The sequence below is a fragment of the Geminicoccaceae bacterium genome (genome assembly GCA_020638465.1).
GTDB lineage: Bacteria > Pseudomonadota > Alphaproteobacteria > Geminicoccales > Geminicoccaceae > JAGREO01.
The window spans coordinates 1,709,495-1,721,949 of sequence record JACKIM010000001.1 but is presented as its reverse complement, the minus strand read 5'-3'; the positions used below and the strand labels follow the sequence as shown (position 1 = coordinate 1,721,949).

At 61.7% G+C, this 12,455-nt stretch carries 9 protein-coding genes; 6 read left to right on the top strand and 3 right to left on the bottom strand.

The features are described from left to right. Nucleotides 1–23 precede the first annotated feature (23 nt). The gene (locus H6851_08200) at nt 24–1,025 is read right to left on the bottom strand and encodes a sugar-binding transcriptional regulator (GenBank protein ID MCB9943583.1); all 1,002 of its coding nucleotides are present in this window, start codon (nt 1,023–1,025) and stop codon (nt 24–26) included. 286 nt (nt 1,026–1,311) lie between these two features. Between H6851_08200 and H6851_08195 the strand changes: the two genes are divergently transcribed. The 4 genes from H6851_08195 to H6851_08180 all read left to right on the top strand — a co-directional run bounded on the left by H6851_08195 (nt 1,312) and on the right by H6851_08180 (nt 5,477). Then, on the top strand, nt 1,312–2,622 hold the full coding sequence (locus H6851_08195) for a sugar ABC transporter substrate-binding protein (GenBank protein ID MCB9943582.1): 1,311 nt from the start codon (nt 1,312–1,314) through the stop codon (nt 2,620–2,622). 104 nt (nt 2,623–2,726) lie between these two features. Continuing rightward, the gene (locus H6851_08190; GenBank protein MCB9943581.1) at nt 2,727–3,599 is read left to right on the top strand and encodes a sugar ABC transporter permease; all 873 of its coding nucleotides are present in this window, start codon (nt 2,727–2,729) and stop codon (nt 3,597–3,599) included. A gap of 3 nt (nt 3,600–3,602) precedes the next feature. Next, nucleotides 3,603–4,433, top strand: a complete 831-nt coding sequence (locus H6851_08185; protein MCB9943580.1) for a carbohydrate ABC transporter permease — start codon at nt 3,603–3,605, stop codon at nt 4,431–4,433. Between the two features lie 42 nt (nt 4,434–4,475). Then, nucleotides 4,476–5,477 carry an ABC transporter ATP-binding protein gene (locus H6851_08180; GenBank protein ID MCB9943579.1) on the top strand — a complete coding sequence of 334 codons (1,002 nt, stop codon included), beginning with the start codon at nt 4,476–4,478 and terminating at the stop codon, nt 5,475–5,477. A 78-nt stretch (nt 5,478–5,555) separates the two neighbouring features. Here the strand turns inward: H6851_08180 and H6851_08175 are convergent, their stop codons facing one another. Both H6851_08175 and H6851_08170 read right to left on the bottom strand, forming a co-directional pair. After that, a complete protein-coding gene (locus tag H6851_08175; GenBank protein MCB9943578.1) occupies nt 5,556–7,274 on the bottom strand; it encodes a methyl-accepting chemotaxis protein in 1,719 nt (572 codons plus the stop codon). Between the two features lie 176 nt (nt 7,275–7,450). Continuing rightward, nucleotides 7,451–8,338: a dienelactone hydrolase family protein gene (locus H6851_08170; protein ID MCB9943577.1), complete on the bottom strand. Its 888-nt coding sequence runs from the start codon at nt 8,336–8,338 to the stop codon at nt 7,451–7,453. A gap of 250 nt (nt 8,339–8,588) precedes the next feature. Between H6851_08170 and H6851_08165 the strand changes: the two genes are divergently transcribed. Both H6851_08165 and H6851_08160 read left to right on the top strand, forming a co-directional pair. After that, on the top strand, nt 8,589–10,748 hold the full coding sequence (locus H6851_08165; protein ID MCB9943576.1) for a malate synthase G: 2,160 nt from the start codon (nt 8,589–8,591) through the stop codon (nt 10,746–10,748). Between the two features lie 887 nt (nt 10,749–11,635). Then, nucleotides 11,636–12,421: a hypothetical protein gene (locus tag H6851_08160; protein ID MCB9943575.1), complete on the top strand. Its 786-nt coding sequence runs from the start codon at nt 11,636–11,638 to the stop codon at nt 12,419–12,421. The last annotated feature ends 34 nt before the right edge of the window (nt 12,422–12,455 follow it).

Here is a 12,455-nt window from a genome sequence, read left to right as displayed (position 1 = left end):
ATCGAAATACAGTTCCCGGACCGTCATTCCGCACTCAACAGCTCCGGCTGGACAGCATCCAGGATCATCGCCGCCGTCTGTTCATCGGTGATGAGCGCGTTGGCAAACCGCCCTTCGAGCGCCGCACGGATGGGCAGGGACTTCTTCGGGCCACCGCCGGAAATGACCGTGAGATGCCTTGGCGGAACGGGCAGCGGCAGGCTTGCGACCTTGCGGTTGGTCGGGCAGTCGACGATCTTGCCCGCGACGTCGAACGACCGGCCGACCAGTTCGCCGACGGCCCCGTGATTGAGCAGGTCGGCGATGTCGAGATCGCTGGCGAAACCGTCACGATGGAGCGGCGACTGCCAGGCGACCTCGCTCACGCCGAGGAAGCTGACATTGGCCTCCGTGTAGAGCCTGCTGACAGCCTGATAGGTGGGAAGTCCCTGCAGGATCGCACATTCCTCGGCCGATGCCGCAATCACCGGAGCCGCCAGGGGATAACGCTGCGCACCGATGCGGTCCGCGATGCGCATCGCCACCTCGTAGGGGCTGGCACGACCGTCATTGGCCATGTTGCCGACCAGCGAAAGGACCTTGTGTTGCGGCCGGTCCATCTCCTCGAGATGGTCGACCGACGCGCGAAGCGTGCGGCCGGTGCCGACACACAGGATGACCGGCGCCTTCGACGCGATGATCCGGTTGAGCCTTCCGGCGGTCGCCACGGCAATCGTCCGGATCGAAGACGGCTCGGCAAGGTCGGTCGGCACGACGTCGCAGAATTCGAGGCTGTAGCGTTCGACCAGACGCTCGGCAAGTTCGGCGCACCATGCAATCGGATGGTCGATGCGGAAATTGACCAGGCGTTCGGAGACCGCCTGGGCGACCAGCCGCTGGGCAGCCTGCCGGGATACGTTGAGCTGGCGCGCAATGTCGTCCTGGGTCCGTCCGGCCACGAAATAGAGCCAGGCCGCCCTTGCCGCATCATCACGGCGACGGTCGATCGCACCTTTCGGATGGGACAAAGCATCCGGCCCCGTCATGTCATGTCCTCTCGCTGAGACTGAGCAATTAGTATTTCCAATGGCAATTGCTGTCAAAGGCGACAGTCGGCACGGTGTCGCTCGAATGTGTTCCGGGTGAACCTGGCAAGCGCTGCATCGGCTGGATCCGGGTCACAGACACCCTTGCTCCGCACAACGATGCCCTCCCCGGAACGACATCTGTTCCATGATGCACCGAACATTTGCCCGCCAGCGCGATGTTTGCTTGACAGCTGGCTGCCCCCATGCGAGCAGTGCATCATCTAAACAAGCAGGGAGACCTTCAATGTCACTTTCGAGGCATCTCGCCCTCGCCGGCATTGCGCTGTTGGCCTCGACCAGCCTCACGCAGGCCGAGGAACTGACGATCGCAACCGTCAACAACTCCGACATGATCAACATGCAGAAGCTTTCTTCCAAGTGGGAAGAGGCGACCGGCAACAAGCTGAACTGGGTGGTTCTGGAAGAGAACGTGCTGAGACAGCGCGTGACCACCGACATCGCCACCAATGGCGGCCAGTTCGATGTGGTGACCATCGGCTCCTACGAGGCCCCGATCTGGGGTGCCCAGGGCTGGCTCAACACGCTCGACGACCTCGGTGACGATTACGACTACGACGATATCTTCGATTCGGTACGCAATGGCCTGTCGAACGACGGCAAGCTGTTCGCGGTACCGTTCTACGCCGAAAGCTCGTTCACCTTCTATCGCAAGGACCTGTTCGACGCTGCCGGCATCGAGATGCCCGAGCAGATGACCTACGACCAGCTGGCCGAATTCGCCGCCAAGCTGAACGACCCCGACAACGGCGTCTACGGCACCTGCCAGCGCGGCAAGGCCGGCTGGGGCGAGAACATGGCTTTCGTCGGTCCGATGGTGAACACCTTCGGCGGACGCTGGTTCGACATGGACTGGAAGCCCCAGCTCACGAGCGAGCCGTGGGTCAAGGCCGTCACCTATTATGTCGACCTGATGACCAAGTACGGACCGCCGGGCGCCTCCGCCAACGGCCACAACGAAAACCGCGCGCTGTTTGCCGACGGCAAGTGCGCCACCTGGGTCGATGCCACCTCGGCAGCGGGCTTCATCTACAACCCCAACGAGTCCACGGTGGCGGACAAGACCGCCTTCAGCGCCGCTCCCATGGAGGTCACAGACAAGGGAGCCGGCTGGTTCTGGGCATGGGCGCTGGCCATTCCGAGCAGCTCCCAGAAGGCTGACATTGCCAAGGACTTCCTGAAGTGGTCGACATCGAAGGACTACATCACCCTCGTCGGCGAGACCGAGGGCTGGGTCTCCGCACCTCCGGGCACGCGCAAGTCCACCTATGCCAACCAGGACTACATCGCCGCCGCTCCTTTCGCGAAGACGGTGGAAGAATCGATCCTCGCGGCCAATCCGGCGGACGCAACGCTTGAGCCGGTTCCCTACACGGGCATCCAGTATGTCGCGATCCCCGAATTCCAGGGTATCGGGACCTTTGTCGGCCAGCAGATCTCCGCGGCCCTGGCGGGTTCGCAGACCGTCCAGCAGGCGCTTGAGAATTCCCAGGCCTTTGCCGAGCGGGAGATGACCAAGGCCGGCTACATCAAGTAGGCCGGACGACATCTTGAACCCGGAGGCGGGCCCTGTCCGTCCGCCTCCGGTTCACTTGCCTTTGATTTGTCGAATAACGAACATCAATCATTGGGGGAGGAGCCATGGCCACGCAGCATTCACGCGCGGCAGCCAGGCTGATGATTTCGCCAGCGGTCCTTTTGCTGCTCGGCTGGATGATTATCCCACTCAGCCTCACTCTCTACTTTTCATTCCTGCGATACAATCTGCTGATGCCGGGCATGGAAAGCTGGACCGGGTGGTCGAACTATTATTATTTCGTCACCGATCCGAGTTTCTGGGATGCCATCCGCAACACGCTCGTTCTGGTTCTGGGAGTCCTCTGCATTACCATCGTCGGCGGTGTGTTGCTGGCACTGCTGCTCGACCAGCCGATGTGGGGACAGGGAATCGTGCGCATCCTCGTGATCGCGCCCTTCTTCGTCATGCCGACAGTCTCCGCGCTGGTGTGGAAGAACATGTTCATGAACCCCGTGAACGGTCTTTTCGCCTTCATTGCCCACGCCCTGGGACTTCCTCCCCTCGACTTCCTTGCCCATGCGCCGATGTTCTCGATCGTCTTGATCGTTAGTTGGCAATGGTTGCCCTTCGCCACCCTTATCCTTTTGACGGCACTACAGTCACTGGACAGCGACCAGCTCGAAGCCGCCGAGATGGACGGCGCTCCGCCCATGAGCCGGTTCTTCCACATCGTCCTGCCCCATCTTGCCCGCGCGATCACGGTGGTGATCCTGATCCAGACCATCTTCCTGCTTTCGGTGTTCGCCGAGATCCTCGTGACCACCAATGGCGGTCCGGGCACGGCAACCACCAACCTCACCTATCTGGTCTACGTGCAGTCGCTGCTGCAGTTCGATGTCGGCGCCGGTTCGGCCGGTGGCGTGGTCGCGATCATTCTCGCCAATATCGTTGCGATCTTCCTGATGAGGATGATCGGCAAGAATCTGGATGCATGAGCCATGGCCCGCGCAGTTTCATCACGTCGCAAGACCTTCAACACCGCCCTGGCATGGACCATCGGCCTGGCGATCTTCTTTCCGATCCTCTGGACGTTCCTGACGAGCTTCAAGACGGAAGCCGAGGCCATCGCATCGCCACCGAAATTCCTGTTCTTCGACTGGAACCTGCTGGCCTACGAGGCCGTCAACGAACGGTCGGACTATTTCAGGCATTTCTGGAATTCGGTGACGATCTCGCTCGGCTCGACCCTTCTGGGCCTGCTGATCGCGATCCCCGCCGCATGGGCCATGGCATTCGTCCCGGGCAGGCGGACCAAGGACGTGCTGATGTGGATGCTGTCCACCAAGATGATGCCGCCGGTCGGCGTGCTGGTTCCGATCTATCTCATCTTCCGGGATACGGGATTGCTCGACACCAGAACCGGACTGGTGATTATCCTCACCCTGATCAATCTGCCGATCATCATCTGGATGCTGTTCACTTATTTCCGGGAAATCCCGGGTGAAATTCTCGAAGCGGCGAGAATGGACGGCGCCAGCCTGAAGAACGAGATCATCCATGTGCTCACGCCGATGGCCGTGCCCGGGATCGCCTCGACATTGCTGCTCAACGTGATCCTCAGCTGGAACGAGGCATTCTGGACACTCAACCTCACGGCAGCGAACGCCGCCCCGCTCACGGCCTTCATCGCCAGCTTTTCGAGCCCGGAAGGCCTGTTTTACGCCAAACTCTCGGCCGCTTCGACCATGGCCATTGCACCGATCCTGATCATCGGCTGGTTCAGCCAGAAGCAACTGGTCCGTGGCCTCACCTTTGGCGCGGTCAAATGACCGCCAGCATGCGGCCAGAAAATAATATCATGGAGAACGCCCGTGGGTAGCATCCGGTTGGAAAAGGTCAAAAAGTCCTTTGGCAATGTCAACGTCATTCCAGGCGTCGACCTTGATATTCAGGACGGCGAGTTCGTTGTCTTCGTGGGACCGTCCGGTTGTGGAAAATCGACCCTTCTGCGTCTCATTGCCGGTCTGGAAGATACGACAGGCGGCAGGATCCTCATCGACGGCAATGATGCCACCGACATGCCACCCGCCAGACGTGGCCTGGCGATGGTGTTCCAGTCCTACGCCCTTTATCCGCACATGACGGTGTACAACAACATCGCCTTCCCGCTGAAAATGGCGGAGCAGGACAAGGCGACCATCGACAAGAAGGTGCAGGCAGCAGCTCAGGTGCTCAACCTCACCGACTATCTCGACCGGCGCCCCGGCCAGCTTTCAGGCGGCCAGCGCCAGCGCGTCGCCATCGGCCGGGCCATCGTGCGCGAACCATCGGCCTTCCTGTTCGACGAGCCGCTGTCGAATCTCGACGCCGCCCTGCGCGTCAACATGCGGATCGAGATCAGCGAGCTCCACAACACGCTCAAGACCACGATGATCTATGTCACCCACGATCAGGTCGAGGCCATGACCATGGCCGACAAGATCGTCGTGCTGAATGCCGGCAACGTCGCCCAGGTCGGATCGCCGCTGGAACTCTATTCCCGACCGGACAACCTGTTCGTTGCCGGCTTCATCGGCTCACCGAAGATGAATCTTCTGGAGGGTGCCGTCGCACGCAAGCATGGTGCCGCGACCATTGGCGTTCGTCCCGAGCATTTCGATTTGTCGACCACGGATGGCGAATGGCACGGCAAGGTGAAGGTCTCCGAACACCTGGGATCGGATACGTTCCTCTACGTCGATGTCGATGACGTCGGCCAGATCGTCGCCCGTGCCGATGGGGAATTCGGCGTGACCCATGGCGATCAGGTCCATCTTACACCCCAGCCCGACAAGATCTACCGGTTCGACGACTCCGGTCGCGCCATTCGCTGAGCGAACGATCACCGTCGGGTCACCCTCCCCGACCCGGCGGTGTTTCGCAAGAATCAACAAGGTGCCAAAAGGGGACCTTCAAAGCCTGAAGCAGAAGCGTAGGGCACCCCAGTGGCGTTCGGCAATGGTCAGGGGTACATCGATCTCCTTGAGCATGACCGTGTTGCCGTTCCCCATGTCGCGGGCATAGGCCTGCACGAGTTGCGGACGTGTATTGCGGGCGGCAGCGAAACCCGCCCGGTCGTTGAAGATCCGCCTGTTACGACAATGGGCAGCATTCCAGGCCGGATCATTTCCGGGTTCGTGCGAATATCTGCGATTGTGGACAGGCAGGTAGCCGTTGCGATCGACCGCTGCGCAGAAGACCACATCCCGGCTTCGGGACAGGGGCTCCTCAAGGATCGGCGGCAGCACCTTCTCCAGCGACTCGAGATACCGGGTACGGTGCTGCCGGGGATTGGTGCCGGGTATGGAAATGTACTCGTCGTCGAAAAGATCATCCAGCGACAGACGTCCCGTTTCGACGAGGTCGTGAAGCGCCTCCTCCACCCTGTCTGCGATGGTTCTTGCCTGTTCGGCAAACTGCGCATCCTCCGCGCGGATATCGGCCAATACACCGTCCAGCCGTTCACGAACCTCGTTGTCCATGTCGGTCCATGTACAATGCAGCCCCAGATCGCTGCGGGTGACAACCTTGACCCCGACCTCGCCGATACGGTCGATCCTGACACGGAAGTCGCTGCCGACGGCCATGCGATCCATCGCCGGACAGGATGCGATCAGGGTGCCGCCGGCACTGATATCGATCGTCCGGGTATGCCCCCCGGCCGGAATCGTCACGGCCAGTTCCTTGGGCAGCCGGTCGTCGGTACGACGGTCGCCGCTCGCGGTGGTCCGCAGGGCGACGCGGATCATCCGGCCGAGATCGATAACATGCCCGGAACAGGCATGGGCCCGTTCGAGGGCGACATCGCCTGTCTGCCGCGCCCGCTGCGAGGCGTCGGCGATCTTCTGCCCCCGCTCGTCGATGGCCCGGGTGAGTTCCGTGAGGCGAGTGGCGGAGCGGTCGATGGCCTGACTGGTATCTGCCTGCTCTTCGGCGGCCCGTGCCGAGGAACGTGCGATCCCGTTCAGGTCGGCGGCCTGCGCCTCGATCATGGCAACCGCCTCTTCGGTGCGGGTCGCCGCTCCCGTGACCGCACCGATCTGGGTAGCGATGTCACCGGTGAGCTTGTGGGTCTGGCGGGCGAGGGCCTTGACCTCGGTGGCGACGACGCTGAAACCTCGACCGGCATCGCCGGCACGTGCGGCCTCGATCGTGGCATTCAGGGCAAGCATGTTGATGCGATCGGCAATCTGTTCGATGGCCTCGGAAATCATGGTGATGCGCATGATCTCTTCAGTCAGCAGCGTCGCATCGCTGCGTGCCGCCACGGCCGTGCTGCAAAGCCGTTCGACGCCGCGGCAGGTGGAAACCGCCTGTTCGCCTATCCCCGCAGAGGTCTTCGCCATTTTCCCGATGGCCGCGGCAATCTCCATGGCGGCCCTGTGTCCGCCATTGGCGTCATCGGCAATTTCACGGGCCAGACGGGCTGCCCTGTCGAGTTCGCCGGAGGTCGCTTCGACGGCATCGCGCCCCGCACCGGTCCCTTCCGCCAGCGACGCGATGCTGCGTGACAGATCCCGTTCGATCAGTTCGATGCCGCTGTTGCCATGGTGCTGGCCGGCAACGGCATGTGCTTCGCCCGCACCGCCTGGATTCCTGGCCATGGCCTTGAAAAAGAAGGGTAGTTTCATAAAAACTCCAGGATTAACGATTGTCGCGCTTCGGCGTCATTCGATAATTCCGGAATATCGATAGGATAAAACACTGAAGGGCCGGTTAATTATTCCACGCAATATCGCATGGGAAAGGGATCGGCGTCTCGCCCATCCCCTTCCGATGCATGCACCACACGGGCCATCGATGGGCGTCAGGCGAGATTTTCGTTGAAAAAGGCGATGGTCCGCTCCCAGGCGAGCCTTGCCGCAGCCTCGTCGTAACGCGGAGTGGTATCGTTGTGGAAACCGTGATTGACGTCGGGATAGATGTAGGCGGTGTAGGACTTGCCGTTCTCCTTCAATGCCGCCTCATATGCCGGCCAACCCGCATTGATGCGCTCGTCCAGCCCCGCATAGTGCAGCATCAGCGGTGCCTGAATCTTCGGGACATCGGCCGCATCGGCCTGGCGACCGTAGAATGGTACCGAAGCGGAAAGGTCCGCATAGGCAACCGCAAGGGCATTGCACACGCCGCCGCCATAGCAGAAGCCGACGGCCCCCACCTTGCCGCCCACGTCGTCCCGGCCGCGCAAATGCTCGTATCCGGCGAAGAAGTCCTCCATCAGCTTTGCCCCGTCGAGCTGCCTCTGCATCTCGCGGCCCTCGTCGTCATTGCCGGGATAGCCCCCGAGCGGAGTCAGTCCGTCGGGTGCGAAACCGATGAACCCCGCCTTCGCCACCCGTCTCGTGACATCCTCGATATAGGGATTGAGCCCGCGGTTCTCGTGCACCACCAGCACTGCCGGAAGCGGTCCCTCGGCTGCGGCCGGCCGGACCATGTAGGCCCTGATCGAGCCATGCCCTTCGGGAGAATCATACATGACATGGTCTGTGGAAATGTCGGGATCATCGGGCGCCACCTGGCTGGCCAGCGCATAGTTCGGGCGCAACTGGTCGAGAATGGCCGCCGCGGTGAGCCCGCCCACGGCATATCGCGATGCCCGATCGAGGAATTCGCGCTTGGTCACCCTGCCGTGCGCATAACCGTCATACAGGTCCAGCAGTTCTTGCGAAAAGTCGCTTGCCTTCATCCGTTTCATGTTTCCCCTCCGTGGCTTGGCCATGCAAGGCCCGCTACCCTTGGCATACCCTGCGATCCGACCGCCATCCAATCACATTCCGGTGCGGTACCGGCCTGTTGACATCATGCTGGTCCGCGCCGCCATGAGAGCGCATTCCATATGGCAGAAAGATTGGATCTGACGGCTTCAACCCCTGCACCGCGCGGCCTACATCGCGTTGGACAAGGACTACCGTGCCCATTCGAACAATATGAGGGAGCCTGCGAGGATGGTCGAGCGTGTCGAGCGATATGGTCTTCAGGTTGCAGCCGGGTTGCAGCAGTTCATCGAACAGGAGGCTCTCCCCGGTACGGGGATCGACGCGGCACGCTTCTGGGAGCAGACCAGCGCCATCATCCACGACCTCGCTCCGCGCAACCGCGAATTGCTGGACAGGCGCGATACGATGCAGGCTTCCATCGACCGGTGGCACCGCGAGAACGGGTTCGACGTGTCCGCCTACAGGGCCTTCCTCGGCGAGATCGGCTATCTCGTTCCCGAGGGTGGGGACTTTTCCGTCACGACCGCCCATGTCGATCCCGAGATCGCCCTGATCGCCGGGCCCCAGCTCGTCGTCCCCGTCACCAATGCCCGCTACGCGCTGAATGCCGCCAATGCCCGCTTCGGGAGCCTCTACGACGCCCTCTACGGAACGGATGCGATCAGCGACCGCGGCGGTGCTACCCGCGGCGACCACTACAACCCCCTGCGCGGCGAAAAGGTCATCGCCCTTGCCCGGGAAGCCCTCGACGAAGCCGCGCCCCTCGATGGCGCCTCCCATCTCGAAGCCCGCTCCTATCGCGTTGAGAACGGGCAGCTGCTGGTGGCCACCGCGGGCGACAGCACCGGGTTGCTCGATCCCTCGCAGTTCGCGGGCTATCGCGGCGATGCCGCCACCCCTTCCTCGATCCTGCTCAGGCGTCACGGCCTGCACCTGGAGATCGTCATCGATGCCGATCACCCCATTGGCCGGACCGACAGGGCCCACATGGCCGATGTCGTGGTCGAGGCGGCGGTGACCGCGATCATGGACCTCGAGGACTCGATCGCCGCCGTCGACGCCGAGGACAAGGTGCTGGCCTACCGCAACTGGCTGGGTCTCATGCAGGGCACGCTCGAAGCCTCGTTCACCAAGGGCGGCCGCATCCTGACCCGCAGGCTGAACGGGGACCGCCACTACACCGCACCGGATGGCGGCACGCTGACGCTCAAGGGGCGGTCCTTGATGCTGGTGCGCAATGTCGGGCACCTGATGACCACGCCCGCCATCCTCGATCGTGAAGGCAACGAAGTGCCCGAGGGCATCCTCGACGCGCTGGTGACGACGCTCATCGGCATGCACGATTTCATGCCGGATGGCCGCCATGCCAACTCCGTCACCGGCTCGATCTACATCGTCAAGCCGAAGATGCACGGGCCGGAGGAGGTGGCCTTCGCCGACGAGCTGTTCGCGCGCACCGAGGACGCGCTGGGCCTGCCGCGCAACACGATGAAGATGGGCATCATGGACGAGGAGCGCCGGACCACGGTCAACCTCAAGGAATGCATCCGCGCGGCCCGCGAGCGCGTCTGCTTCATCAATACCGGCTTTCTCGACCGCACCGGCGACGAGATCCACACCGCCATGGAGGCCGGCCCCATGATCCGCAAGGCGGACATGAAGGATGCCGCCTGGATCCGGGCCTACGAGGACTGGAACGTCGATGTCGGCATCGAATGCGGGCTGCCGGGCCATGCGCAGATCGGCAAGGGCATGTGGGCCATGCCCGACCTGATGGCCGCCATGCTGGAGCAGAAGATCGCTCATCCCCGGGCAGGCGCGAATACCGCCTGGGTCCCCTCGCCCACCGCGGCCGTCCTGCACGCGCTGCACTATCACAATGTCGACGTCGCCGCCCGCCAGCAGGAGCTGAAGGGCCGCGGACGCGCCAGCCTCGACGACATTCTCTCGATCCCGCTGGCCGAACGGCCGAACTGGACGCCGGAGCAGATCCAGGCCGAGCTCGACAACAACGCGCAGGGCATCCTGGGCTACGTGGTCCGCTGGGTCGACCAGGGCGTGGGCTGCTCGAAGGTTCCCGACATCAACGATGTCGGACTGATGGAGGACCGCGCCACCCTGCGCATCTCCAGCCAGCATATCGCCAACTGGTTGCGCCACGGCATCTGCACCGCCGAACAGGTCGAGGAGACCATGAAGCGCATGGCCCGCGTCGTCGACGCCCAGAATGCGGGCGATCCGGCCTATCGCCCGATGGCGGGCGATTTCGAAGGCAGCATCGCCTTCCGTGCCGCCTGCGACCTCGTCTTCGAGGGTGCGGCCCAGCCCAACGGCTACACCGAACCCGTCCTCCACCGCCGCCGCGCCGAGGCCAAGGCCGCCACCTGACGGACCGGATCATCAACGGAACGGAAAAATGGCGAAGGGCGATTGCAACTGGCCACCCTTCGCACGCGTCCCGGTCGACGACAACGGAACCGACCGGGACTGGAGGAAGAATCCGGTGCACATCGCAAACTTGCGATAATATCCGTTAACGCACACGAAAATCAGATTCTCTAATTACGCTATCCGTCCATGCTTTAGTGTTGGCACCAAAATATCGTCGTATTACGCCTTTTTCTGGATAACTTACATAAGATTTCAGGGGTATTTTTGACTCTCCCCCTTTCCTGTTGTTCAAGTGATATCCAACAATCTTTTCTGGACCACATTGTTCAAAATGGCAGATTAAAGATCGAAGAAGCGATATTTGGTCGTCAACACTGATACGGTGAGCTGGGATGTGGTAGTGAAATTTTCGCACAAACAAATCCACTGATTTTGGATTTGGTTCATATTTCTCGACAACGACACAAATTTGCCCCGGCTTCAACTCGGGACATACTTTATAATTCTCATAAATATCATTCCCCATACAAGAGGATCCACTATAATTAATCGAACACTAAATCTTCATTTGTGATATACAGTCAATAATTCTTTAATTCTATTGGATGTCTACTTGTTACAGTCATGGTGCATTACTCATGAAACATGCTCCACTGACGAAAACCCGGCAAGCTCGCGCGGTCGATATGGTGTGATTCTGCGGTGCATGATTCTTTCCTGCCTGACGAGGCTTCTGACATACCATGTCACTGCACGGGGATATTGTCTACTGAAAGGCGTCCGAAGAAGGGATATGGGAACTCATGGTGGGATGACAGTCTGTTGTGACGAATCGGAAAATATTCCTTGACTCTCATCCCTCTCCCGTATCATAACCTCCCCCCATGTCCCACACTTCTCCCACACCCCCCATATTGCCGCGCAAACTCGCCGGCCGGGTCTTTCGCTGGGGCGCGCCTCGTTTCCTGAAGGTGTGCTGGCTGGTGGTGACCGGGCGGCGCGGGGTGCTGGCCGGGCCGCAGGTCCGGCTTGATATGGCGGAGGTCGACGGGCTGGAACATCTGCCGCATGTGGCGGGTGTCCTGTCGGCGATGCGGGCGGGACTGTCCCCACATGGCGGTCATGGCCTCCGGGCGATCCTCCACCGCCTGCTGCTGTTCCACTCCCGCGACTGGTTCCGCCAGTTGCAGGACAACTCCCTGGCGCAATCCGTCGCCTCGGCGGATGGTGCCGAAAGGGCATGGCTGGATCGTGCCGGACGCAGGGGAATGGGGAATGTCATCACCTCGCTGCTGAAGTCGGTGGCCAGAGGGATCGATGTGCCGGATGTCTGCCCGGTGCCATGGTCGCTCACGGAGGACACTCCCGGGGCGGCGAAACCCGCAAGAACGAGGAAATCCCGCAGCGAGGAGGAAAGGCTCCGCGCAAGGGGACGGTCCCGCCTGCTCAAAAGTCTCCACGAGCATATCCTCGACGCGATGATGACGACCCCGCAGGCGGGTGCGTTTGCCATCTTCGCGCCCGACGAGCTGCGCCTCATCCGCGCGCTCCCGCCCGGCGATTTCCCCGACCTGCCGCCACCGCCCGTGCCGCCCGTGCCAGCGAGGCGGCCGCTGCCGGTGTGCAAACCCCACCCCGTGTTCGGAAAATCGCTCTCCGGCATCCCCTGACGCCTTTGCGCGAGTCTATTCTACAGTGAAATAA

Excerpts from the sequence above, each read along its gene's own strand:
- H6851_08165 (MCB9943576.1), top strand. The coding sequence starts at position 8,589 with ATGGTCGAGCGTGTCGAGCGATATGGTCTTCAGGTTGCAGCCGGGTTG.
- H6851_08200 (MCB9943583.1), bottom strand. The coding sequence starts at position 1,025 with ATGACGGGGCCGGATGCTTTGTCCCATCCGAAAGGTGCGATCGACCGT.
- H6851_08185 (MCB9943580.1), top strand. The coding sequence starts at position 3,603 with ATGGCCCGCGCAGTTTCATCACGTCGCAAGACCTTCAACACCGCCCTG.
- H6851_08195 (MCB9943582.1), top strand. The coding sequence starts at position 1,312 with ATGTCACTTTCGAGGCATCTCGCCCTCGCCGGCATTGCGCTGTTGGCC.
- H6851_08170 (MCB9943577.1), bottom strand. The coding sequence starts at position 8,338 with ATGAAACGGATGAAGGCAAGCGACTTTTCGCAAGAACTGCTGGACCTG.
- H6851_08190 (MCB9943581.1), top strand. The coding sequence starts at position 2,727 with ATGGCCACGCAGCATTCACGCGCGGCAGCCAGGCTGATGATTTCGCCA.
- H6851_08175 (MCB9943578.1), bottom strand. The coding sequence starts at position 7,274 with ATGAAACTACCCTTCTTTTTCAAGGCCATGGCCAGGAATCCAGGCGGT.
- H6851_08160 (MCB9943575.1), top strand. The coding sequence starts at position 11,636 with ATGTCCCACACTTCTCCCACACCCCCCATATTGCCGCGCAAACTCGCC.